This window comes from Acinetobacter sp. BY419, assembly GCF_019038395.1.
In the GTDB taxonomy this organism is placed as follows: Bacteria; Pseudomonadota; Gammaproteobacteria; order Pseudomonadales; family Moraxellaceae; genus Acinetobacter.
In genome coordinates this window covers 18,250-40,478 of record NZ_JAGFXZ010000022.1, presented here as the reverse complement: position 1 = coordinate 40,478, position 22,229 = coordinate 18,250, and the positions used below count along the sequence as shown (strand labels likewise).

Sequence of the window (22,229 nt, the reverse complement as noted above, 5' to 3'; positions counted from 1 at the left end):
ATTTCCTTATTTTTGCAAAGAAATGATTTTTTCCACTGATTGTCCTGCGTTTTCACCCTGTTGTGCTTTCTCGATCCAGTGCCATTGCCCCTGCTGCATTCTTAAAAAATTGGAGCAGCGCGTACCATAGGCCGGACTCTGGATAAAAGTTGAGGACAGCAGCTGTTCCATTTCGACCGAAATGCCTGTTTCTGGCAGCAGTTCAGGAGTCACCTTGCGCTCATCTTCCAGAATATCCCAAACGGTATGACACAGATCCGCTTCTGCTATTTCCTGTTGTTGCAGCATCGGTAAAAGTTCCTGGGTAAAGCGTTTACGTAAATGCCGGGTCTTGTACCAGTCTTCACTCATCAGACCATTCGAAACCACATATACACCTTGTGCCAAGACTTGCGGTGCTTCACCCCGATTGCTCATATACACCGCCTGCTGCTGGTCTCCCACAAACAGGTTAAAACCGGCATACTCACACTGTCTCTGTTCCAGATCTTGCGCGAAACGAATGGGCGTTGAATCGGAATTTAAAAAGTCCTGAATAATATGGCCACGTGAAGTCGGATAATATCCTTTGTCCTGTCCATTACGAAAATTGGTAATGACCGCCCAGCGACCTGAAGCCGTAATGCCCATCCAGGTGCCGCCCGACTGTAAATCCTGCCCGGCAATAATGGGACTATTCTCCCATTCATGCAGCCCCTGTGTAGGACGCTGATAGAATTCATCCCGATTTGAAATCAGACATAATGGGGTCTGATCCAGAACCCGCCAAGCCAGTGCCACGATACACATAATTTACGCTCTCGATCTTTACACATTGAATGTACAACATTTTTCTTTGCTTTCAGCTAAAATCTGTGCAAAACAGAATCACAAGGAACAGGAATGCTCACCTATCCCAATATTGATCCCGTCGCGATTTCGCTCGGGCCCTTACAAGTCCACTGGTATGGACTGATGTACTTACTGGCATTTTTATTTGCCTGGGGATTGGCAACGTTTCGCGCCAAACAGCGTGGCTGGACACCGGATATGGTGTCTGACCTGATCTTCTTCGGCGCACTCGGTGTGATCATCGGTGGCCGGGTCGGTTATGTCTTATTTTACGGTTTTTCCCAGTTCCTGGCAGATCCTTTATGGCTGTTCCAGATCTGGACGGGCGGCATGAGCTTCCACGGCGGTTTCCTCGGTGTCATTCTGGCCATGTTATGGTGGTGTCGGAAATATAAGATGACCTGGTTCCAGACCCTGGATTTTATCGCACCTTGCGTACCCACGGGGCTGATGTTTGGCCGGATTGGCAACTTTATTGGCGGTGAACTGTATGGCCGTCAGGTGACCGACCCAAACTTTGCCTGGGGCATGATTTTCCCGACCGACCCCCTGCAACTGGTTCGTCATCCCTCACAACTCTATCAGGCTCTGTGTGAAGGTCTGATCCTGTTTATTGTCCTCTGGTGGTTCAGCTCCAAGCCGCGTCCGCGTATGGCCGTGTCTGCGCTATTCCTGATCGGTTATGGCCTGGCACGTTTTGTGGTTGAATTCTTCCGTGAACCGGACAATGGTCAGCTATTTATTGGCTGGATGAGCAAAGGACAATTCCTGAGCCTGCCGATGATCCTGATTGGCTTGTGGATGATGTGGTATGCCTACCAGAAGAAAATTTATGACTGGGGTCCACAGAAAAACAGCTAGAAATAGCTTAATTCAGCGAGGCAGAGGCCTCGCTTTTTTAGGCTAAAAATATGCTAAAGTGCCGATTATCTCTTCTATTTCTTCATCACTATGCTTGAGTTCTGGTTTAATCCGCAGGTATCTGTTCTCAAAAAACTGTTCATCTTCATTGTGATTGCAACGGCAGCTGCAGTGTTGTACTGGATGGAACCACTACCCTTAGACGCAATTCTGATGTTTGTCGGTACCGGCATTATTTTTCTGATTTGTCGTTACTGCAAAATCCACTTTGCCAGCAAAAACCCGACGGGTTTGCTGTATAGACTCTTGACCTGGATTCCAATTGCCTTATTACTTGCTTTAATTTTCATGAATATGCAGCAGGGTGAAATCCTGATTCCGGGTGCACAGGGTATTGCCTTTATGGCTCTGGCAATCTGCTTGTTTTCACCACTTTCTTTGTTGAATCAGCACCCTCACGATCCAGAGCCACCGCATGCTTGAATATTGGTATTCCGAACGCTGTAACCGTCAAATCAAGCTGATGGCTATTATTGCGACCTGTATTTTGATTTATACCGCATCAACTGTAGCCCAGTTAGGTCCGGTGTTTGTAGCAGTCAGCCTGAGCATTGGAATTGTCGTGCATTTACTGCATCATTTCCGCCTAAAAATCTTGAAGTCCAATCCCTATGCAAATGGCTTTAGCGCCTTGGGCCGGGTAATTCCCATCATTGCCCTGATCACCCTATTCGGTTATTTACCCGAACAGCATGAGCCATGGAAAAAATTTGCCTTGGGTTTGCAATGTTTTGGTTTTACCGCGATTGGACTATTTATAGTCTCAGTCTATGAAAACCATGAAAAACGTTTCAAAGAGTGAACATTTCACAGTTTTTTAGAAGTATGTTTCCAGACGATAGTAACTATAGGTCAGGTTTTTGGTGCGATAGATTGCATGACTATTTTGCTTGAAATCTGATACCCAGGCACTTCCTGAATACGCCGCAATATGTCCATGTTTATGAATCGAGGTACGATGAATAATATAGATATCACCTTTTTTCGGGCGGTCAAAAGAAGCATTAATTTTCTTATAACCTAATTGCATCAGGGTATTTCCCCAGTCTGCTGCTGCGGCCGGATGATTCACGATTTTGGCACCTGAAGATTGTAAACCGACACGGATACTGCGTGCGCAGTAATGAGTACTGGTTCGACGGGTAATGCCTTGCAAATAGCTGGTGAATTTCTCGATATTGATACGATGGCCGTTGCTTGAGCTTACGGCTTTATGGGTAGAACCTGTTGAAGGTTTTTTGGGATTTTGTCCAGCCTGAGAACGCAATATGATGTTCGCTTGAGCAGGTGCATGCACTGCACTCATGTCCATTGGTTGATCATAAACCATGCTTTAACTTATACTCCACGCCGTAAATATCGGCTTTCATTTGTTAACGAATGGAGAATATTAGACGGTTAAATGTTATTTTTCACACTAAATATGTAATAAGATTTTTCTATTGTTGGTTTAATGAAACTAAACTATTCTTTTTTTTCGTATTATTTTTAGGAAATTTTTTTATAAAAAATATAATTTCATTTAGTTTTTTTTAATATTATTCCGATCAAAGTAAATTATTACAACCTCAAATTTCTTACTATATTTATTCTCTTAACTATTTATCTGCAGCAATATTTTCCGATTTTACTTATCGAAAAAAAGGATAACAACTCTCTACAGGATAGCAGTGCTTTTGGCCTTAGATCATATATTAGACTGATCCGGCACTTACTGATTGAGATAAACGGAGAAGATAAAATGACTCAGGATTTAGCCACTGTTTCAAATTTCAATCTGGAACAATATTTAGGACCCTGGTATGAAATCGCACGTTTGCCAATGAAGCACCAGCCTGAAGACAGTACCGATATTTCTGCAGTATATAGCTTGAAAGGAAATGGTAAAATTCGGATTCAGAATCGCTGTTGAGATAAGGACCAGCAACTAGATGAGTCGATTGGTGAAGCCAGCATCATTGCTGCAGAGAATACCAAGCTTGAAGTAAGCTTTTTACCTGAAGGCTCACGCTGGGTACCTTTTACCAAAGGCAAGTATTGGGTATTAAAAATTGATCCAAGCGATCAAACTGCCTTGGTGGGTGAACCCAATCAACAATACTTATGGCTGCTACATCACGGTACGACCTTAGATGAAACCACCAAACGCGAATATTTAAGCTATGCAGAATCGATAGGTTATGACCTATCTGATCTGATTTATACTGTACATACCGGTCATAAAACTGCTTAAGTCTGTTTAGCAATGAGCACCCGTCTTGGGTGCTTTTTTACATTGAATGATGGCCAATATTTTTCTAGCAGCTGCAATATCAGAAATATTAGAAAAAAATGTTATGATGCATTCAATTCAATTTGCCCAGCTCGACAGAAAAGGCTTTAGCTGAGATAGACTTTTTCTGCTGAAAAAAGGTAATTTAAACAAATTTTTAAGAGAGACCTATGCGCCAATATCTTGACCTTTTACAACATATCCTCGACAACGGCGGCGATAAAGGCGACCGTACCGGCACAGGGACACGTTCGGTTTTTGGTCATCAAATGCGCTTTGATCTTTCTCAAGGTTTTCCTTTACTGACCACCAAAAAAGTTCATTTCCGTTCTATCGTCATTGAATTGTTGTGGTTTTTAAAAGGCGATACCAACGTTCAATATTTAAAAGATAATAAAGTTTCAATTTGGGACGAATGGGCAACTGCAGAGCAAACCGCGCGTTTTGGTCGTCCTGAAGGCGAACTGGGTCCAGTTTACGGTCACCAGTGGCGTAATTTTGGTTCCAGCAAAAATGCAGACAATAGCTATAATCAGGACGGTTTTGACCAGATCAAATGGTTGATTAATGAAATTAAAACCAATCCGAATTCGCGCCGTCTGATTGTATCTGGCTGGAATCCGAATGAAGCAGGCCAAGTGGCATTACCGCCTTGCCATACCCTGTTCCAGTTCTTTGTACACAATGGCAAATTGTCCTGCCAGCTATACCAGCGTAGCGCTGACGTTTTTTTAGGTGTGCCGTTTAATATTGCCAGCTACGCCTTGTTAACCCATATGATCGCGCAGGTCTGTGATCTGGATGTTGGTGATTTTGTCTGGACGGGTGGCGATACGCATCTGTATAGCAATCACTTCGAACAAGCGCAGTTACAACTAAGCCGTGAGCCTTTGGGCTTATGCCAGTTAAAACTGAATCCTGAGATCAGAGACCTGTTTGATTTTAAATTTGAAGATATTGAAATTGTTGGTTATGAATCACATCCGGGTATTAAGGCACCCGTTGCGGTTTAATTTACCTGTTTCGGTATTCCCCCTCCTATTAGGAGAGGGTTAGGGAGAGGTCAAAACCTCAAACTAACCCGCCTAAAAATGAAGAATGATTCAACCCCAAGTTTTTAATCCCGTGTTCATCCCTCTCAAAAAGTAAAAAATTGGATGAACTCAGGGATGCTTTCAACGGATTTTTCAAAATGGCATTTCAAAATTTAGAAGTGGTACACGTGGTTGCAATGGATCAGCAGCGCTGTATTGGTAAGGACAATGACCTGCCTTGGCATATCTCAGCGGATCTGAAACACTTTAAGGAAATCACTCAGGGCGGCGTGATTGTCATGGGCCGCAAAACACTTGAATCGATGGGTCGTGCATTACCTAAACGCGTGAACTGGGTGATCACCCGTGATCCTGACTGGTCTTTTGAAGGCACTAAAGTCGCCCATACGATTGAGGATGCCTTGAACCAAGCTGTGGCAGATGTAAAAGCTTCAGAAAACCCAAAGTCTATTTATATTATTGGCGGCGGTGAGATCTTTAAACAGACCCTCGACATTGCCGACCGTCTGGAATTGACCCATGTGGAACTGGATGTACAAGGTCATGCCTATTATCCTGAAATTCCCACTGAATTTAAAAAAGTTGCTGCCGAGCAACATATAGACGACAAAACCGGGATTGCTTTTGAGTTCGCAACATACAGAAAATAAAGCCTATTTCTCATGAAAAAGTGAACATGCAGGGACGCGAATATATTTCCAGGCACTGGAGTCTGTGGCTGCTGGGCAGCCTCTTCACCTTATTTGTTATGCTGTCGAGCCTGTGGCTCAGCCTGATGCTCTGGGTTCAGCAGCCCCTCGGCAAGATTGGCAGCTTGATCCTGATTGGACTCTGGCTGACCTTTGCTTTAGTCGTTCTCGGAATTTACTTCACCCGGCATCTGATCTCCCGTAAAGTCGATAGTATTCTTTACCTTCTGGTCTTTCTGTTTTGTCTGCTCGGCTATTTTAGTCTGGAGGCACGTCAGGATCGGGAATGGAATCCTGAAGTGGCTCAGTTGCTGTATTATGAACAAGAAGGCGATCGGGTCACCCTGCATAATATCCGTAACTTTAACTGGCAAGCTGATGGTCACTATATCGAACGCTGGGAAAGCCGCAGTTTTGACCTGAACCAGATTACCGGGGTAAATATTATTACCTCCTACTGGATGGGACCGAAAATTGCCCATACCTTGGTCAGTTTTGATTTTGCCAATCAAAAACCTTTAACTTTTTCCATTGAAATCCGTAAAGAAAAACATGAAGAATTTTCTGCAATTGGTGGATTTTTCCGAAAATATGAACTAAGTCTAGTCGCATCGGACGAAAAAGATATTGTTTATACCCGTAGCAATGTCCGTGGTGAACAGGTGTATTTTTTTCCGGTGAACATGCCACAAGCTCAGGCCAAAGCATTATTTAAAGAATATCTGACTCAGGCCGATGAATTGGCCAGAGAACCCAAGTGGTATAACACCCTGACCAGTAATTGCACCACCCTGGTCTTTGATATGGTTCAGGCGGTATCGCAAAAACAACTGCCCTCAGATTACCGCTTACTGGCTTCCGGCTATTTATCGAATTATCTCTATGATCTGAAAGTACTGGACCAATCCTGGGATATGCACACCTGGTATCAACGGGCGCATGTTAATCCACGGGTTAAACAGACCGCCGACCTGTCCAGCCAAGACTATTCACGACTGATCCGCCAGGGCCTGCCAAAACCAGACATGCGATAACTGTACAACAAAATTCACTTCAATAAAGATACAAAATCAACTGGAACCTTGATCATTTTTTTGTTTATATACAAATAGCTAGTCAATAATCAGAGTATCTATTATGCTAAAAAAATTAACTGCAATCGCTGTTTTAGGCTCGGTTTTAACTGTCATGGGTTGCGAAACTGTGCCCAATACCGCCACGACTCAAACCGCGAATCAATTACAACTTTTGCAAAACCGCACCTGGATTGCTACACAGATTGGCAATACTGAAATCAAGACAGCGCCAACTTCAAGCAATATTCCAAGCCTGCAGTTTGATGCCAGCACACAGCGTGTTTCAGGTTCAGATGGTTGTAACCGGATCATGGGCAGCTATACGGCGGGCAAAGACACCTTAAATTTAAGCCAAATGGCGACTACACGTATGGCCTGTATGAATAACGATCAGCTCGATCAGAAATTTAATGAAGCTTTAGCCAAAGTGACTCATTATCAGGTATTTGGTAAAACCTTAAAATTATTGGATCGTCATGGCAATTTGCTCATTCAGTTGGAAAGTGCGGTTCAACCACGTTAATACTTCCCTACAAAAAGCCTTTATTGACAGGCTTTTTGATCTTTCATACTGGTGAGCTAGGATTAAACCATCAGCCCAATTCAATTGAATGAGGAATCAACCATGCAACAAGCACTTTTCGGTGGTGGATGCTTTTGGTGTACCGAAGCCGTATTTTTACAAATCCAAGGGGTTCAGCAGGTCCTGAGTGGCTATGCAGGCGGTCATACGACTAACCCAAATTATGACGACGTGTGCGGGGGTGAAACCGGACATGCCGAAGTTATTCTGATAGATTTCGATGAAAACCAGATCAGTTATAGCCAGTTACTTGATGTATTTTTTGCGACTCATGATCCCACAACGTTGAACCGTCAGGGCAATGATGTCGGTACCCAGTATCGTTCTGTGATTTATTATCTGAATGATGAACAAAAAGCGCAGGCTGAAGCAGCCATTGCGGCCTTAAAAAGTGAAGGCCTGAATATTGTGACTGAACTGAGTCCGATGCCGACCTTTTACCCTGCTGAGGAATATCACCAGAATTTCTTTGCAAAAAATCCAAGCCAGGGTTACTGCAATTTTGCCATTCCGCCAAAACTGAATAAATTACGCAGCAAGTTTATGACCTTGTTAAAAACCCATTAAGTTTTATGAAGAATGGGCATAAAAAAGCGACTACAATTAGTCGCTTTTTGATTCTGAATATGGATTATATGCAGCCTAGTTATCGGTTGCAAAGGCAATATCGCTGAGTCCGGCTCCACTCGCGCGCGACATGACTTGCGCCACCGTATCATAACGTGATTCTTTGTCTGCTTTCAGCACAATCGTGGGTTGGCGTTCAACCTGACTGGCTTCATTGAAACGGGTTTCAAGTTGCTCTAGTGTCAGCACATCACCATTCCAGGCAATGTCACCTTCCGCATTGATGCTGATCGTCACATTTTCAGGTGGCAGATCGATAATCTCTGCAGTGGTTTGTGGCAAGGTTAATGGAATTGATGGGTTTGCAACGGTCGCTGTCACCAAGAAGATGATCATCAATACCAACATAATGTCGATGAGGGGAATGAGGTTCATCTCATTCATGCCTACATCGTTGTCTTCACCCAGTTGAAAAGCCATTAAGCTTGACCTCCCACGAGACTCTGTTGTGTTACTTTTTCATCAGACTTTTTTGCAACAGATTCCTGTTGCAGCATGGTATCAATCAACAGGCCGTGTGCCTGGTCCTGTAATTCATGCGCCAAGCCACGATTGAAACGCACACAGATGTTATAAGCCAGTACTGCAGGAATCGCGACTGCCAGACCTAAGCCGGTCATAATCAAAGCTTCACCCACTGGAGTTGCCACTTGTGCCAGACCAGCCTGACCACTTTTACCGACAGCAACCAGCGCATGGAAGATTCCCCATACCGTACCAAACAAACCGACAAATGGTGAAATTGAAGCGATCGTACCGAGAACTGCTACCCCTTTTTCGGCATTGGCCTTTTCTGCTGAAATCTGGCGCAACAATGCTTGTTCTGCCACTGCCTTACGCTGCTCAAAGCCCAAAGGAGCCAGTTTGTTTTTCAGTTGTTCCAATGCTTGAGATAACTGAGCATAGGCAATCTGCTTAAGTTGGCGAGTGCCCATCAAACGCAGCACAAAAATGGTCCATGTCGCAATCGACATCGCCAATAACACGAAATACAGCGTTTTACTGACTGCATCAGCGTGTTGCCAATAAACTGAAAAGTTCATATTCGAACTCCTAATGGGTTAGCCGTTATTTAACCTGAAAATCGAAAGGCTGTTCCACACGGGTTGGATAAGCCACACCATTTTCAATATATTTGGTGAGTTGTGCACGACGTACCGCTGCTTCTACTTTGCGCGTTACCGCCGGGCTACAATCTGAATTTCGTGCAGTCGCAGAGACTACTTTACCCTGTTCATTTGCTGAAACGTCCACCACCAGCGAACAGGCTGATTTTAATTCACCCGCAGATAATGAGACTTTTGGTGACCGCTGCCAAGACACGCCTCCACCAATCGACACACTTTTCGGTGATGGCGGTGCAGCAGGTGCAGGCGGCGCCACAGGTGCAGGTGGTGCAACTGGAGCCGGTGCCGGTTTAACTTTAGTTTCAGTGACCACTGTCGGTACCACCGGAGTTGGGGCTGGTTTAGCTTCAACTGGCGGTGCTGCCACTATTTTTGGTGCCTCGGGCTTTTTCACCTGTTCTATTTTTTCAACTTTTTTCGGTGGTGGTGGCAGCGGTTTCTCTACAATTTTGACTTCTTTGGGCTTAGGTGGCTCTTTTTGTGGCTCAGCCTTCGGCTTTGGAGGTAAAGGTTTTGGTGCTTCCTGCAGTTTTACGAAGCGCACTTTTAAGGGTTGCTTATCAATGGGTGTCAATTCAGGTGCTTCCATCTGGCTGATCGCGTATAAGACACCCACATGCCCAACCAGTACAGCCGTAACGATAGAGATGATTTTCTTTTTCATCTGATTCGACGGTGTAGGAATTTGGGGCGCAGCAACTTGACTCATTAAATCTATTACCTTGAGGAGATGATGGGGAACAAACTATCAAGCTCATCGGTTAGCACAATTAAAGTACGCCAATAATAAATGAGAAGTGTTTTCATTTGCAACTGCTAATCATAGCTTTGACTGATTTTTTTTACATCAAAAACAAAAAAAGGCACACTAAAAGTATGCCTTTTTAAATCTCAATGCAAGCCTTATTGGAAAACGACGGTTTTGTTACCATCCACAATAATACGGTCTTCTAGATGCCATTTCACTGCACGAGCCAATACATTACGCTCTACATCCTGACCGAGTTCACGTAACTGTTCAACGGTAAAGTCATGGTTAACGCGTTCCACATCCTGCTCGATGATCGGACCTTGATCCAGATCAGCAGTTACATAGTGCGCAGTTGCACCAATCAGTTTCACACCTTTCTCATAGGCCTGCTTGTACGGATTGGCACCCACAAAAGCTGGCAGGAAAGAATGGTGAATATTGATCACTTTCATTTCCCACTTGCTGACAAACTCTTCATCCAGAATCTGCATATAACGTGCCAGCACCAGCAGGTCATTGCCCTGCATCAACTGGTCAATTTCTGCATAGGCTTCAGGCTTGTTGTCTTTGGTCACTAGCACGACTTCAAATGGAATACCAAAGTTTTCAACTGCTTCACGTAAGGTTTCGTGATTCGATACCACTTTGGTAATTTCACAAGGCAAACCACCACGTGCATGACGCCATAACAGCTCAAGCAGGGCATGATCCACCTTAGACACCAAAATACCAACTTTCTTCACATCACTGACCAGAGCCAGACGCCATTGCATGTCATAGCGTTCTGCGACATTCGCTGCAAAAGTCTGGGTAATGCTTTCTTTACGACTTTGCAGATTATCTAATTCAAATTCAACGCGCATGAAGTAACGTCCGCCCTGCGCTGCTGTCGCATATTGGTCAAGCGCAGTAATGTTGGCACCTTGATGATACAAGAAGCTCGAAACAGCCTGCACGATGCCCGGCTTATCTTCACAAGTAATCAATAACCGTGCGGTATTAGCAGTCGTCATATTCATGTTGGTTTAAGTCACTAATCAGTTAAATTAAAAAATAAGCCGGGTATTCTAGCGCGTTTCTTGGATATTCTGAATAGTTTGTTCAGATTCAGAATCTTTAGATGAAGACAGGCTGGCAAAAAGCTCGGAAGAGCCCAGACTATTCAATAAACCTTCATAGGTTTGACGACTTTCACCACGTAAATAGGCCCCTTCCAAAAACACCATTTGGCGCAGTGCCTGCCAGACCCATTTCTCTTCCAGCGTATTGGAATCGGTCAGATGACCCGACATATACAGGAAGTTGGTCCAGTTGGTCAGTACAATCCACAGGTTAATGATCAGGGCTTCAATTTCTGAATCGGTCATTTCCATGAGGCCTGCGTTGACAAAGCCTTTGTAGATTTTCTGGCCCTGCTGCATCACCTGACCGGCAAAGCGTGGATACATCTTGCGAAAATCTTCGTTATTTTCCACCAGATGATAGACGTCACGATGCAGGAAACGATAAGCCCACAACTGGCTGCTCAATACCTGAAAGTAATGCACCTTGTCATTGGCATCCAGTAAACGGTCATCCGGCAGCGCCAACATCTCCAGCGTCTGCTGCTGGTACTGTTCCATCAATTCTTTAATAATTTCATTTTTATTGCGGAAATGATAATACAGGTTACCCGGACTCATGCCGAGTTCAGCTGCAATGTGATTGGTGGTCACCGATCGTTCGCCACGCTCATTAAACAGCTGCAAACTGAGCTGCAAGATACGCTCTTTCGTTTTTAAGGTTTTGGTTTGAGACATCCTAAAACAACCATTCAGTTCGTGCATTAGCAGGCTAACACACAAAGTCACTTGACTAATTAGAGTATTTGCTCTAAAAATTAATTAATCGATTTTTGAAATGGTAGTGCGGCATGAACAGTCACACAAAAACAACAGCAATGACACCACATTTTTTTGATAGCCAGTACCTAAATGAAGTCTTGGCGCAACAAAAACACGCTTATTTACACTACCCTTTGCCAACTGCAAAGGAACGTATCGATCGTTTAGCTCGACTTAAGCGTATCTTAGTTAAGTATCAAGATCAATTTGCCGAGGCAATTAATCAGGATTATGGTAACCGCTCGATCGGAGAAACCAAAATTGGTGAACTGCTCACCTGTCTAGAGCATATCAAATATTACAGCAAAAACCTGACCCGCTGGATGAAACCGTCCAAGCGTCATGTGGGTATTATTCACCAACCAGCCAAAGCCTGGGTACAATATCAGCCTTTGGGCGTGGTCGGAATTATTGCGCCGTGGAACTATCCACTGTTACTGTCGATTGGCCCCCTGATTTGCGCACTGGCAGCCGGCAACCATGCCATGATCAAAATTTCCAGTTCATCGGCTACTTTTGGCGCAGTTCTGGAAAAAGCGCTGGCTGAAGCTTTTCCGAAAGAACTGGTCACGGTAGTGAACGGCGGTGGTGTCATCTCGGATGCCTTCTGTCGCCTGCCCTTTGATAAAATAATTTTTACCGGTTCAACTGCGGTGGGTAAAACCATCATGGCTGCCGCAGCAGAAAATCTGGTTCCGGTGATTCTGGAACTGGGTGGTAAATCCCCAGTTCTGGTGCATCCATCGATTCATCTGCGTGATGTGGCGCAGCGGATTGCGGTAGGTAAACTCTGGAATGCCGGTCAGACTTGTGTAGCGCCTGACTATATGTTCCTGCCACGTGGCAAGACAGCTGAGTTTATTGATCATTTTAGAACCTGCGTGGAGAGCATGTATCCGGATATCACACATAATCAGGATTACACTTCGATTATCAATGACAAACAGTACAACCGTCTGCAAGGCTATCTGGATGACGCACGCGAACAGGGTGCACAAGTGATTGAAATTAATCCGCGCCATGAAAATTCAGCTGATCTCCGCAAAATTGCACCCACCATCGTGACCAATGTCACGCCAAGCATGCAGATCATGCAGCATGAGATCTTTGGTCCACTGCTACCGATCATGGAATATGATCAAATTGATGATGTAATCGACTTTATTAATAGCCGTCCACGTCCACTTGCTTTATACTACTTCGACTTTGATCAAGCGCGTGCCGATTATGTCGCACAGCGTACCCATTCAGGGCATTTCGGGCAAAATACGGTACTGACCCATGTTGCACAGGACGATCTACCATTTGGGGGTGTCGGTGCATCAGGTATGGGTAAATATCATGGTCCAGAAGGCTTCTTCAGTTTGTCGCATGAACGCTCAGTAATGTCGAACCCAAAGCTGTATAGCTTGAAATACATTCTGCCGCCGTTCAATAAACCGATTCACAAGCTGATTTCGAAGACACTTCTCCGTTAAATGATCAAGGCATGAGCTATCGATATAGCTCGTGCTGCGTTTTGACGAAAATCGCTTGTCTTTTAAGCGCATTTTTGATATAAAACGCCCCTTGAATGATTTCAATCCGTTTATTTTTGACTGGCCATACAGATTTGCTGTTGGCTAAATCAATGGAGTTACACCATGTCTAAGGTTTGCCAAGTTACCGGCAAGCGTCCAGTCGTTGGTAACAACGTCTCACACGCCAACAACAAAACTAAACGCCGGTTCGAGCCGAACCTGCACCACCACCGTTTCTGGTTAGAAAGCGAAAAACGTTTTGTACGTCTTCGTTTAACCACTAAAGGTATGCGTATTATCGACAAATTGGGCATCGAAAAGGTTGTTGCTGACCTACGTGCTCAAGGTCAAAAGATCTAAGGAGTCTGAACCATGCGTGATAAAATTCGCTTAGTTTCTTCAGCTGGTACAGGTTATTTCTATACCACGACTAAGAACAAACGTACTATGCCGGAAAAAATGGAAATCAAAAAATTTGATCCCAAAATCCGTCAACACGTAATCTTCAAAGAAGCTAAAATTAAATAATTTTAGTTTCTTTAAAAAAACGACCCTTGCAGGTCGTTTTTTTTTGCATTTTTTTTATCCGGCTTGATAAACTTTCTGCATGTTTTGGCACTTTTTGTGCTTATTTCTCATTAAACCTAACTAAAGGAGTATTTAGTGCCACATGACGTAGAGCTCATTATATTACTGGCTGTTGGTTTTGGTTTGGCTTTGGTCTTTGGCTATATTGCTGCACGGCTGCGTCTTCCCCCTTTAATCGGCTACTTGATTGCCGGCATTTTGATTAGTCCCCACACGCCTGGTGTGGTCGGTGATATTCATCTGGCCAACCAGCTGGCAGAGCTTGGCGTCATATTCTTGATGTTTGGTGTCGGGATGCACTTTTCCCTGAACGATCTGATGCAGGTACGCCGGATTGCATTACCTGGTGCGATTTTACAAATTGCAGTTGCCACCCTGCTCGGGGTCGGTGTCTCGATGCTCTGGGGCTGGAGCTTTGGTTCAGCGCTGGTCTTCGGCCTAAGCCTGTCTTGTGCCAGTACCGTAGTTCTACTTAAAGCGCTAGGCGATCGCGGCCTGCTCGATTCGATCAATGGCCGAATTGCTGTCGGCTGGTTGCTGGTTGAAGATCTGGTCATGGTATTGGCGCTGGTATTATTACCTGCAACTGCGGTGCTTTTAGGCGGGCAGGCACTGGAAGGCGCAAGTGATGAAAATATCTGGCTCACCTTAGGGATTACCCTTCTCAAAGTCGCAGGCTTTATTGCTTTCATGCTGATCATTGGTAAACGTGTGATCCCGATGATCATACAAGTGGTGGCACGCCTCGGTTCACGTGAGCTGTTTACCTTAACCGTGGTGGCTGCTGCTGTTTCAATCGCCTTTGGTGCTTACAAGATCTTTGGCGTCTCCATGGCACTAGGAGCCTTTTTTGCCGGCATGGTGGTAAAAGAATCTGATTTCAGCCATCGTGCCGAAGAAGAAACTTTACCATTACGTGAAATTTTCTCGATTCTATTCTTTGTCGCAGTCGGAATGCTGTTTGATCCGCGCATTTTGCTGGAACAGCCCTTACATGTACTGGCTGTGGTCGGGATTATCATGATTGGTAAAACCATAGCGGCCATGGCACTGGTGCTGTTCTTCCGTTACCCGATCAATACGGCCTTGACCGTCGGTGCTTCGCTGGCACAGATTGGTGAGTTCTCCTTTATTTTGGCGGCGCTCGGCGTCTCACTCAACCTGCTTTCACTGGAAGGTCAAAACCTGATTCTGGCAGGTGCCTTGATTTCAATTACCCTCAATTCTTTCGTTTTCTCTGCAATTGAACCAGTACAGAAATGGATCCGGGAACGCTCGACTCTTGCCCGTTTACTGGAACGCAGTGGTGACCCACTGGCAATGCTGCCGGATGAAGTCTCCCAGGATTACCTGCGCGATCAGGTGGTGATTATTGGCCATGGTGAGGTCGGGCGTCGTATTACCCGCTCATTGATGGAAGAAAACATCAAGGTGGTGATTGCCGAAGAAAACCGTGACATCGTAGAAAACCTGCGTAAAAAAGGTATTGCGGCTGTTTGCGGTGTTGCCACTGAAGCAGGAGTCCTGATTCAGGCGCATATTCAGCATGCGCGCTTACTGGTCATTTCCCCGATGGATATCATCGATATTCATAAAATTGTAGACATTGCCAAGACCTTGAATCCTAAAATTCAGGTATTGGTCTGTGCGGAAAGCAAGGAAGAAGCTGAAGCGATCCGTCGTGATAATATTGGTGCGGTGTATTATGCCAAAGAAGAAATGGCAAAAAATATGAGTAATCATATTTTGAACCAGATTGAGATCGCGCATCAGCATACCCCGTCTCATTAAAGTTTTTCTTTGAATAAATACTGAATAAAAAAGTTGCCTGATCTGGCAACTTTTTTATGGGCATGAATATATCCATGAGCAAAAGATTTTACCAGTACACTGTTTTTAGCTTGCTCACGCCCTACATCTTAAAATACTGATTTTTTCATCTTCATATTTAAATAAAGGTCTTTCTTATACTTGAAAATCTGTATTTTCCATATCCTATAAAACCAAAAAAGCACACGGATTGTGTGCTTTTTACTCTAGGTTTCAACGATTAACTCATATACTTTGGCTCTTCATCCACGATTTCAGCCTGCCATTCATTAACCTGTTGTTCCAGCAATCCATATAGGGCTGCCTGAATCATCTGCTGTGCAACGAACGGAGTCTGCTCTCCAAGTAGAGCTTTCACCTCGTCATTAAACTGAATCATCACCAAAGGCTGTTTATGTGATCCTGCATTGCGTAACGCCAATGCGCCACCTTCAAGTTGAACGAGTTCTAAAATCGCGTCTTGATTACCAAATAAGTCTTTCAACTGTTCTATAGACATATATCCTCCATGTTCAACATGGTGGCAAAGAGCCGAGTGCACTTTGCATCATTAGAGTAATTGATATAGGGTTAAAAAATGTAATTTCAAGTAGAGCAAGCACAGTCGATCCGATTAAAATTCAATCATCTCATTACGAAACCCATCAATTAATTGTGTCAGATCACGATGCCATTCTCTCAATATAGCAGTATCAGGTAACCATGCTTGTGGAGACTGTGTGACTTTAATGATGAGATTTGAGGAGGTTTCGTCTTCAGGTTCTGGTGTACTTGGTTCCGGCGCATATTGGCATAGACGGTAGGCGCGCTTCAGTTCAGCAATGAAACCGCTTTTAGACAGATGTTGCAGCACAGCCACTTCTGGCGAAATCTGGCCTTTGGCCGCCATCAGTTCTTCAATTGATTTCAGGGTTGGATTAGGATCATTCAGGCGATAATAACGCACCAGTTCCTGTAGAAATGCTAACAAGGCACCATGCAAATGAAATACAGTTGCCTCACGTTGAGCCTGAGCCTGTTGTACATGTTCGGTTTGCTCTGCCTGCTGGCAGGAAAGACGGGCAAAATACAGTTTTTGATTGGTACGGTCCGCATGATAGCGAGCAACACGGGTCATCGAGATTTCCTAAGGTTTAAAACAAATTTTGGCTTTTATAAAGTAAAAGGTTCGTCTGCATTTCGCAATCAAAAGATGTTTAAACTGAATTAATCCAGATTCGACTTCAAAGCATTAAGCTCACTAAGCAAATTGAAATATCCTAAATTACAGCCATAAAAAAGGAGCCTATCAAGTGCTCCTTTTTTAGTTTAAGCCTGAGGCTTATCTTCTACGGCTTTCACGCGGATCCCATGTCCGTGCAAGCGCAAAGTATTGAGGCCTTTAATGGCTTTGACTGCTTCACGGCCATGCGGCATTTCTACAAAAGCAAAACCTTTTGATTTACCTGTTGCTGCATCGAGCACCAAAGTACAGGTCTCAACGGTGCCGTAGTCTTGAAATAACTTGAGCAATTCAGCTTCTGTCACTGTACGTTCTAAATTGCGAACTAAAATTTTCATCTGTTAACCTTAAGAAGATAGGCAAAAAATATCAAAAAGCACGCGCCTACTCTACTTTTTGTATGAAACCACTTTGCTATAGTTTAATCGAGATCAATGCCAAAATCTAAATTAATCGACTTGCGTTCAATCAAGGCACTTTTTACGGTTTGCTGCCGGGTTTTGTAATGGGTTTCCGTGGTGCATAACTGCCGGGTGAGATCATTCAGGAAATAGCTTTCGACTTTACGCCCCTGCTCATCGACCGTTTCCCGTGCCCAGTGATTTAAATTTTGCTTGGTCAGAATTAATTCATTTTTTGCCCGGGTCAATGCCACATACAGCACACGACGCTCTTCTTCAACATCATCAAAATCACCTTGGGCACGTGCATGCGGATAATTCCCAGGCGTAACATTGGCTACATAACAGACATTTTGCTCGGTACCTTTTGCCGAGTGAATGGTAATCAGCGTCGCCACATCATGATCGGACTGACGTTCAATTTCCGAAATCGACACCGGATCCAGCACATATTCCTCTAAAAATTCACTCAGCTGTGAATGCTTTGAGGCGAGTTGTTTGACCAGCTCAAAATCACTCTGACGACGTGACCAGTCCTTTTTGTAGTTTTCTGCCAGTTGAGATTCAATCGCCTGAATCGCAAGGCTGACACAGGCTTGCACTTCGCCTTTGAGCACACTCATCTGCTGCATAATCAAAATGGCTTCTAGCGGGATCTTGCCAAACTGTTCTAATTTCTTTGCAATCTGGTCTATTTCAGGTTCCAGCAAAATTTGCTGTGCCAGTTTGCTTGCACCGACATCACCAACGCCATTCCATAGGGTCAAGAAACGCATCCAGGCAATATCATCCAGCGGATTGGCAACCACCCGCAGCATGCTGAGTAAATCTTTTACATGCGCAGTTTCCAGCAGCTTCATACCGCCGATAAAGCGATACGGCACATTGGCCGCGATACAGGCCGCCTCAATATGCCGTGCGGCAAAGCTGGAACGAACCAGGACCATATGCTCGCTCCATTTGCTGCCTTGCAGATAATGACGTTCTTTAATATCAATCGCAATCCACTTGGCTTCATCAAACTCATTCGGAAAAACATGCATGCGCGGCTTAATACCCTCTCCGCGATAAGCTTCCAGATGTTTGTCATATTTGATTTCGCTTTGATCGAGCAGCCAGTTGGACAGATCCAGAATTTCCTGTGTCGAGCGATAGTTTTTTTCTAATTTAAAAATCTGCGCATCTGGCACGCGTTCTTTGAAATGATGAATATTTTCAAAGTCTGCACCACGGAAGCCATAAATCGACTGCGCATCATCACCCACACAAAACAGGCTGATCCGGTCTTTGAGTGGCTCCAACAAAGCCCATTGCAATGGATTGGTATCCTGCATTTCATCGACCAGCATATGCCGGCAAATGGAAGCGACATAATCGACCAAGCCTTCGGACTGCGCCAATGCGGTGGCAACTATCGCCAGAATATCGTCATAATCCAGAAAACTTCGCGCCTGCTTACGTGCTTCATATTCCTTCATAATGTCAGCGATCTGATCCTTTAAGGCCAGATATTCCGGCATCTGTTTTTCCAGCGCCAGACTCAGCTTTTGCCGGGTATTGCGTGCAAAGGAGTACAGGTCACATAATTCTTGTGGCTTTGGCAGATGATTGGGATTTTTCTTGTCATCACGACCGCGAATCAGACGGAACATCATCAGCTGGTCATCACGATCAATAATTGAAAACTGTTCCAGACCAAAGGCTTTCGGAATACGACGCAGCAGATACATACAGAATGTATGAAAGGTCGATGCACGCAGACCTTTGGCTTGTTCACCCAGAGCCAGTTCGACACGTGCCACAATTTCACTGGCCGCACGGCGGGTAAAGGTCAGAATCTGAATCTGGTTGGCAGGCACACCCTGCTCAATCAAATAAGCTGCACGTGCCACGATGGTCTTGGTTTTGCCACAACCTGCCCCGGCCAGCACCAAACTATGTTTTGTATCTGTGGTGGCTGCTTGTCTTTGCTGAGGGTTTAATTCATCAATCAGGGTGGCTAAACTCATTTTCACTCATCATTTTGTGGATGCATGTAGTTTAACAGATCGTTTCCAGAATTATGGCTTTTCAATTACCCTGAAAGAACCTCCAATTTCATTTCTTGATTCGATAGATGGATGTTGGTAGGGAGGCCATCTGCTGGCTTGGAGCAGAGAGAGATAACTTTAATTTGGCAAAAGATTTTTGACTATCTCTGCGACTGCATTTTCCAGATTTACTTCTGCATTTTTTAAGGCTTCTTGCAAGGGACAATCTGGTGGATTAATACCAATAATCTGGCTAAATCCTACCCCCAACAAATCTTCAATACCTTCACCGACCAAACCCGCAAAAGCAATGACTGGCTTATTGAATTGCTTGGCCACTTGGGCAACAGCCCAAGGCGTTTTACCAAACTGGGTTTGAAAATCGATACTGCCCTCACCTGTAAACACATAATCTGCTTGTGCAATCTTTTCGGCCAAATTGGTTTCCTTGATAATCAGCTCTGCACCCGATTGCATTTGAGCACTGGCAAAAGCCATCAAACCAAAACCGAGGCCACCTGCAGCGCCCGCACCTGCATTATGACGACAATCACATTCAGTCTGCCGGACAACCAGATCAGCGAAAGAACTGAGGTTTCGATCTAGCTGCTTCACCATTTCAGGTGTTGCACCTTTCTGTGGGCCAAAGATTGCCGAAGCACCATTGGGTCCACACAGTGGATTATTGACATCAGAAGCAATCAGAATATCGGTAGTATTAATTCGGATATCAAAAGCCGACAAATCAATAGTATGGATCTGATCCAGATTTCCACCACAAGCCTGAACTTCTCGCCCTTGAGCATCTAGAAATCTGGCACCCAAAGCCTGTGCCATGCCGGCACCCGCATCATTGGTAATACTGCCACCCAGTCCAATAATGATTTTTTTCACCCCTAGGTCCAGTGCCTGCTTGATCATCTCCCCGGTTCCATAGGTTGAGGTCAACAACGGATTACGCCGAGAAGCCTCAAGCAAATGCATACCGTTGGCCTTGGCCATTTCAATCACTGCGGTTTGCCGGTTATGGATAAATCCCCAGTAAGTCTGGACGCGTTGATCGGGCAATGGTCCGGTCACTTCACATGCAATCCGTTGTTCCCTTAAACTTGAGATCAGCGCATCAACGGTTCCTTCACCACCATCAGCCAGCGGCACATGAATGATATGGGCATCCGGGCTTACTTTCTGGATACCGCGTTGCATTGCCCAACATGCCTGTTCAGCACTCATACTTTCTTTAAAGGCATCTGGTGCAAGAACAAAGATTTTTGGCATAAAGATGATCACACTTTTTGGTACATCATACGATATCAAAAAGTGTGCACATAACGTTCATGCAGCAAAGGATTAAACTTCAGATGAACTTTTTGGAACTTCACGGCGAATATAGGAAGCAAGCATCAGGTAGTTGATACCCTGAAATAGAATATCAACCGCTAAAAACAAGCCCAACACCCAGAACGGAGCATCTGGTGTTTGCAAGATCATAATTCCAGCCAGGAGGGTGAGTATGCCAGAAAACAGTATCCAGCCCCACCCGGACACTGAACGAAACAGAAAGGCATTTACGATCCGGATTACCCCCCCAATAATCAGGATAATGGCCAGAACATTGGTTAGGACAATCGCTGTTTGCACGGGTGTAGTAAAAGCAAAATATCCGGCAAGTAAATACAGCACGCCAAATAAGGCCCAGAACCAGCGAAACCCACCCTGAAAGATTTTGAAGGCTGCGATAATATGCAACACCCCTCCGACCATCATAAGCACGCCAAAGATAAATACTGCAGATAACGTCGCAAGGGGTAAAGTTGCCAGTAATATCAGGCCGAAAATAATCAGCAAGATACCAAAGATGAGATACCATTTCCGGTTTCGATGTAAGGAGCTAAAGACAAGATCATCACCTACTGTTTTCATTTTTATTCTTCTCAATAAGTTGTTTATTTACTCTATCTTAATAGATTCAACTGACCAAAATGTATAAAAAATGCAGCTTTCATCACCCTCTAACTTCAGGCCGGCGATACCCAAAATGTGAGCAACATAGATACCATTACTCTGTCCAGCCGAGTTCAATGGCTGTGATCTCATTGATTAATGTCTGCTCCAAAGCTTCCGGCATTTTGCTGGTTGTTTGAGAGGTGGGAATATGACCTGCCATCAGCTCTGCCTTGGCTTGCGGAAACAAAGGTTGCTGATCTGGAAATGCATAACCTACCGGATAAAGCGGCTGTCCTGTCGCTAAATCATATTTATCACTTGCACCAAAAGCATGTAGCAACTCATGTACCAGAACAATTTTATTCTGTTCAGACTGCTTTGGGGAGGCAAACAAGTTGACCGAACCGATCCGCCCTTTTTGCAGGGCAGTTGAATGCTTCAATTGCCGGGTTTGCGCAGGATCATAATAATTTAAATATAAAGTCACACTGGGTGAACCGTCAGTATTTTCATGCTGTTTCCATGCATAAAAACGGAATTTTAAACTCCATAAAACCGTATCGATGAGGGAGGCCTGCTCAGGGACTTTCGGCGGTAAAGCTTTAAGTTCACGGCCTACATTGAAATAAAAATAAGTCGGCTGACCACGATATTGCTGGGCTGATTTTTGCAGAAAGTCTCTTGCCGTTTCTAAGTCCCGAATCGACAGCTGCTGGATGTATTGCTGGGTGGCCGGCAAGCCATCTGCATTAATCGGATGCAACAGAACCATAACCGGTTTGGACCAATCCTGGTTTTGGTCACGATAGGCATTTACCGCCACAATCAATAAGATCAGCAATAAAACCAGAATCCGAATTTTTTTCCACATGGCGA

The 22,229-nt window shown here is 44.5% G+C and carries 26 protein-coding genes and 1 pseudogene; 13 read left to right on the top strand and 14 right to left on the bottom strand.

Annotation, left to right across the window (positions count from 1 at the left end):
* Positions 1 to 6: 6 nt before the first annotated feature.
* Positions 7 to 789, bottom strand: coding sequence for an NRDE family protein (locus KUG37_RS09850; protein ID WP_216935259.1), 783 nt, complete (start codon positions 787 to 789; stop codon positions 7 to 9).
* 93 nt (positions 790 to 882) lie between these two features.
* Between KUG37_RS09850 and lgt the strand changes: the two genes are divergently transcribed.
* The 3 genes from lgt (at position 883) to KUG37_RS09835 (ending at position 2,554) form a co-directional block, all read left to right on the top strand.
* The gene (gene lgt, locus KUG37_RS09845) at positions 883 to 1,692 is read left to right on the top strand and encodes a prolipoprotein diacylglyceryl transferase (protein WP_005095548.1); all 810 of its coding nucleotides are present in this window, start codon (positions 883 to 885) and stop codon (positions 1,690 to 1,692) included.
* A gap of 90 nt (positions 1,693 to 1,782) precedes the next feature.
* Positions 1,783 to 2,175, top strand: coding sequence for a hypothetical protein (locus KUG37_RS09840; protein ID WP_216935261.1), 393 nt, complete (start codon positions 1,783 to 1,785; stop codon positions 2,173 to 2,175).
* Complete coding sequence (locus tag KUG37_RS09835) at positions 2,168 to 2,554, top strand: hypothetical protein (RefSeq protein WP_216935263.1); 387 nt, start codon at positions 2,168 to 2,170, stop codon at positions 2,552 to 2,554. Before KUG37_RS09840 ends, KUG37_RS09835 begins: the two co-directional genes overlap by 8 nt.
* Before the next feature lie 15 nt (positions 2,555 to 2,569).
* Here KUG37_RS09835 and KUG37_RS09830 read toward each other — a convergent pair whose 3' ends face one another.
* Positions 2,570 to 3,082 (bottom strand): CHAP domain-containing protein, encoded by a 513-nt coding sequence (locus KUG37_RS09830; RefSeq protein ID WP_216935265.1) that lies wholly within the window; start codon positions 3,080 to 3,082, stop codon positions 2,570 to 2,572.
* A gap of 411 nt (positions 3,083 to 3,493) precedes the next feature.
* Here KUG37_RS09830 and KUG37_RS09825 point away from each other — a divergent pair.
* The 6 genes and pseudogenes from KUG37_RS09825 (at position 3,494) to msrA (ending at position 7,994) form a co-directional block, all read left to right on the top strand.
* Positions 3,494 to 3,985 (top strand): annotated as a pseudogene (locus tag KUG37_RS09825) (lipocalin family protein).
* Positions 3,986 to 4,194: 209 nt separating this feature from the next.
* Complete coding sequence (thyA, locus tag KUG37_RS09820) at positions 4,195 to 5,037, top strand: thymidylate synthase (protein ID WP_216935267.1); 843 nt, start codon at positions 4,195 to 4,197, stop codon at positions 5,035 to 5,037.
* A 179-nt stretch (positions 5,038 to 5,216) separates the two neighbouring features.
* Complete coding sequence (locus KUG37_RS09815) at positions 5,217 to 5,729, top strand: dihydrofolate reductase (RefSeq protein WP_216935269.1); 513 nt, start codon at positions 5,217 to 5,219, stop codon at positions 5,727 to 5,729.
* A gap of 26 nt (positions 5,730 to 5,755) precedes the next feature.
* The gene (locus tag KUG37_RS09810; RefSeq protein WP_216935271.1) at positions 5,756 to 6,802 is read left to right on the top strand and encodes a DUF4105 domain-containing protein; all 1,047 of its coding nucleotides are present in this window, start codon (positions 5,756 to 5,758) and stop codon (positions 6,800 to 6,802) included.
* A 103-nt stretch (positions 6,803 to 6,905) separates the two neighbouring features.
* Positions 6,906 to 7,367, top strand: coding sequence for an META domain-containing protein (locus tag KUG37_RS09805; protein ID WP_216935273.1), 462 nt, complete (start codon positions 6,906 to 6,908; stop codon positions 7,365 to 7,367).
* Positions 7,368 to 7,469: 102 nt separating this feature from the next.
* Positions 7,470 to 7,994, top strand: a complete 525-nt coding sequence (gene msrA / locus KUG37_RS09800) for a peptide-methionine (S)-S-oxide reductase MsrA (protein WP_216935275.1) — start codon at positions 7,470 to 7,472, stop codon at positions 7,992 to 7,994.
* Between the two features lie 75 nt (positions 7,995 to 8,069).
* Here msrA and KUG37_RS09795 read toward each other — a convergent pair whose 3' ends face one another.
* From KUG37_RS09795 to KUG37_RS09775, 5 genes are all read right to left on the bottom strand, one after another.
* Positions 8,070 to 8,474, bottom strand: a complete 405-nt coding sequence (locus tag KUG37_RS09795) for a biopolymer transporter ExbD (protein ID WP_216935277.1) — start codon at positions 8,472 to 8,474, stop codon at positions 8,070 to 8,072.
* Positions 8,474 to 9,097: a MotA/TolQ/ExbB proton channel family protein gene (locus tag KUG37_RS09790; protein WP_216935279.1), complete on the bottom strand. Its 624-nt coding sequence runs from the start codon at positions 9,095 to 9,097 to the stop codon at positions 8,474 to 8,476. Before KUG37_RS09790 ends, KUG37_RS09795 begins: the two co-directional genes overlap by 1 nt.
* Before the next feature lie 25 nt (positions 9,098 to 9,122).
* The gene (locus KUG37_RS09785) at positions 9,123 to 9,890 is read right to left on the bottom strand and encodes a TonB-dependent receptor (RefSeq protein WP_216935318.1); all 768 of its coding nucleotides are present in this window, start codon (positions 9,888 to 9,890) and stop codon (positions 9,123 to 9,125) included.
* Positions 9,891 to 10,084: 194 nt separating this feature from the next.
* Complete coding sequence (gene purU / locus KUG37_RS09780) at positions 10,085 to 10,951, bottom strand: formyltetrahydrofolate deformylase (RefSeq protein WP_216935281.1); 867 nt, start codon at positions 10,949 to 10,951, stop codon at positions 10,085 to 10,087.
* A 48-nt stretch (positions 10,952 to 10,999) separates the two neighbouring features.
* Positions 11,000 to 11,731, bottom strand: coding sequence for a TetR/AcrR family transcriptional regulator (locus tag KUG37_RS09775; protein ID WP_216935283.1), 732 nt, complete (start codon positions 11,729 to 11,731; stop codon positions 11,000 to 11,002).
* A gap of 113 nt (positions 11,732 to 11,844) precedes the next feature.
* On the opposite strand from KUG37_RS09775, the gene KUG37_RS09770 reads away from it, so the two are divergent.
* The 4 genes from KUG37_RS09770 to KUG37_RS09755 all read left to right on the top strand — a co-directional run bounded on the left by KUG37_RS09770 (position 11,845) and on the right by KUG37_RS09755 (position 15,714).
* Positions 11,845 to 13,293 carry a coniferyl aldehyde dehydrogenase gene (locus KUG37_RS09770; protein ID WP_216935285.1) on the top strand — a complete coding sequence of 483 codons (1,449 nt, stop codon included), beginning with the start codon at positions 11,845 to 11,847 and terminating at the stop codon, positions 13,291 to 13,293.
* Between the two features lie 165 nt (positions 13,294 to 13,458).
* The gene (gene rpmB, locus KUG37_RS09765; protein ID WP_000048256.1) at positions 13,459 to 13,695 is read left to right on the top strand and encodes a 50S ribosomal protein L28; all 237 of its coding nucleotides are present in this window, start codon (positions 13,459 to 13,461) and stop codon (positions 13,693 to 13,695) included.
* A 12-nt stretch (positions 13,696 to 13,707) separates the two neighbouring features.
* Positions 13,708 to 13,863, top strand: coding sequence for a 50S ribosomal protein L33 (gene rpmG / locus KUG37_RS09760; RefSeq protein WP_001205031.1), 156 nt, complete (start codon positions 13,708 to 13,710; stop codon positions 13,861 to 13,863).
* 135 nt (positions 13,864 to 13,998) lie between these two features.
* A complete protein-coding gene (locus tag KUG37_RS09755; protein ID WP_216935287.1) occupies positions 13,999 to 15,714 on the top strand; it encodes a cation:proton antiporter in 1,716 nt (571 codons plus the stop codon).
* A 259-nt stretch (positions 15,715 to 15,973) separates the two neighbouring features.
* On the opposite strand, the gene KUG37_RS09750 is transcribed toward KUG37_RS09755, so the two are convergent.
* The 7 genes from KUG37_RS09750 to KUG37_RS09720 all read right to left on the bottom strand — a co-directional run bounded on the left by KUG37_RS09750 (position 15,974) and on the right by KUG37_RS09720 (position 22,224).
* Positions 15,974 to 16,252 carry a hypothetical protein gene (locus KUG37_RS09750; RefSeq protein ID WP_216935289.1) on the bottom strand — a complete coding sequence of 93 codons (279 nt, stop codon included), beginning with the start codon at positions 16,250 to 16,252 and terminating at the stop codon, positions 15,974 to 15,976.
* A 114-nt stretch (positions 16,253 to 16,366) separates the two neighbouring features.
* Positions 16,367 to 16,870 carry a DUF6586 family protein gene (locus tag KUG37_RS09745; protein WP_138743125.1) on the bottom strand — a complete coding sequence of 168 codons (504 nt, stop codon included), beginning with the start codon at positions 16,868 to 16,870 and terminating at the stop codon, positions 16,367 to 16,369.
* 191 nt (positions 16,871 to 17,061) lie between these two features.
* Entirely contained in the window at positions 17,062 to 17,313 is a 252-nt protein-coding gene (locus tag KUG37_RS09740) for an RNA-binding protein (protein ID WP_216935291.1), read from the bottom strand.
* Positions 17,314 to 17,396: 83 nt separating this feature from the next.
* On the bottom strand, positions 17,397 to 19,385 hold the full coding sequence (locus KUG37_RS09735; protein ID WP_216940401.1) for an ATP-dependent helicase: 1,989 nt from the start codon (positions 19,383 to 19,385) through the stop codon (positions 17,397 to 17,399).
* Positions 19,386 to 19,544: 159 nt separating this feature from the next.
* Positions 19,545 to 20,684: a glycerate kinase gene (locus KUG37_RS09730; protein WP_216935295.1), complete on the bottom strand. Its 1,140-nt coding sequence runs from the start codon at positions 20,682 to 20,684 to the stop codon at positions 19,545 to 19,547.
* A gap of 72 nt (positions 20,685 to 20,756) precedes the next feature.
* Entirely contained in the window at positions 20,757 to 21,329 is a 573-nt protein-coding gene (locus KUG37_RS09725) for an HdeD family acid-resistance protein (protein WP_216935297.1), read from the bottom strand.
* A gap of 136 nt (positions 21,330 to 21,465) precedes the next feature.
* Positions 21,466 to 22,224 (bottom strand): hypothetical protein, encoded by a 759-nt coding sequence (locus KUG37_RS09720; RefSeq protein WP_216935299.1) that lies wholly within the window; start codon positions 22,222 to 22,224, stop codon positions 21,466 to 21,468.
* Between the last annotated feature and the right edge of the window lie 5 nt (positions 22,225 to 22,229).

Coding starts and splice junctions, on each gene's coding strand:
- KUG37_RS09850 (WP_216935259.1), bottom strand. CDS start 789: ATGTGTATCGTGGCACTGGCTTGGCGGGTTCTGGATCAGACCCCATTA.
- lgt (WP_005095548.1), top strand. CDS start 883: ATGCTCACCTATCCCAATATTGATCCCGTCGCGATTTCGCTCGGGCCC.
- KUG37_RS09840 (WP_216935261.1), top strand. CDS start 1,783: ATGCTTGAGTTCTGGTTTAATCCGCAGGTATCTGTTCTCAAAAAACTG.
- KUG37_RS09835 (WP_216935263.1), top strand. CDS start 2,168: ATGCTTGAATATTGGTATTCCGAACGCTGTAACCGTCAAATCAAGCTG.
- KUG37_RS09830 (WP_216935265.1), bottom strand. CDS start 3,082: ATGGTTTATGATCAACCAATGGACATGAGTGCAGTGCATGCACCTGCT.
- thyA (WP_216935267.1), top strand. CDS start 4,195: ATGCGCCAATATCTTGACCTTTTACAACATATCCTCGACAACGGCGGC.
- KUG37_RS09815 (WP_216935269.1), top strand. CDS start 5,217: ATGGCATTTCAAAATTTAGAAGTGGTACACGTGGTTGCAATGGATCAG.
- KUG37_RS09810 (WP_216935271.1), top strand. CDS start 5,756: ATGCAGGGACGCGAATATATTTCCAGGCACTGGAGTCTGTGGCTGCTG.
- KUG37_RS09805 (WP_216935273.1), top strand. CDS start 6,906: ATGCTAAAAAAATTAACTGCAATCGCTGTTTTAGGCTCGGTTTTAACT.
- msrA (WP_216935275.1), top strand. CDS start 7,470: ATGCAACAAGCACTTTTCGGTGGTGGATGCTTTTGGTGTACCGAAGCC.
- KUG37_RS09795 (WP_216935277.1), bottom strand. CDS start 8,474: ATGGCTTTTCAACTGGGTGAAGACAACGATGTAGGCATGAATGAGATG.
- KUG37_RS09790 (WP_216935279.1), bottom strand. CDS start 9,097: ATGAACTTTTCAGTTTATTGGCAACACGCTGATGCAGTCAGTAAAACG.
- KUG37_RS09785 (WP_216935318.1), bottom strand. CDS start 9,890: ATGAGTCAAGTTGCTGCGCCCCAAATTCCTACACCGTCGAATCAGATG.
- purU (WP_216935281.1), bottom strand. CDS start 10,951: ATGAATATGACGACTGCTAATACCGCACGGTTATTGATTACTTGTGAA.
- KUG37_RS09775 (WP_216935283.1), bottom strand. CDS start 11,731: ATGTCTCAAACCAAAACCTTAAAAACGAAAGAGCGTATCTTGCAGCTC.
- KUG37_RS09770 (WP_216935285.1), top strand. CDS start 11,845: ATGAACAGTCACACAAAAACAACAGCAATGACACCACATTTTTTTGAT.
- rpmB (WP_000048256.1), top strand. CDS start 13,459: ATGTCTAAGGTTTGCCAAGTTACCGGCAAGCGTCCAGTCGTTGGTAAC.
- rpmG (WP_001205031.1), top strand. CDS start 13,708: ATGCGTGATAAAATTCGCTTAGTTTCTTCAGCTGGTACAGGTTATTTC.
- KUG37_RS09750 (WP_216935289.1), bottom strand. CDS start 16,252: ATGTCTATAGAACAGTTGAAAGACTTATTTGGTAATCAAGACGCGATT.
- KUG37_RS09745 (WP_138743125.1), bottom strand. CDS start 16,870: ATGACCCGTGTTGCTCGCTATCATGCGGACCGTACCAATCAAAAACTG.
- KUG37_RS09740 (WP_216935291.1), bottom strand. CDS start 17,313: ATGAAAATTTTAGTTCGCAATTTAGAACGTACAGTGACAGAAGCTGAA.
- KUG37_RS09735 (WP_216940401.1), bottom strand. CDS start 19,385: ATGAGTTTAGCCACCCTGATTGATGAATTAAACCCTCAGCAAAGACAA.
- KUG37_RS09730 (WP_216935295.1), bottom strand. CDS start 20,684: ATGCCAAAAATCTTTGTTCTTGCACCAGATGCCTTTAAAGAAAGTATG.
- KUG37_RS09725 (WP_216935297.1), bottom strand. CDS start 21,329: ATGAAAACAGTAGGTGATGATCTTGTCTTTAGCTCCTTACATCGAAAC.
- KUG37_RS09720 (WP_216935299.1), bottom strand. CDS start 22,224: ATGTGGAAAAAAATTCGGATTCTGGTTTTATTGCTGATCTTATTGATT.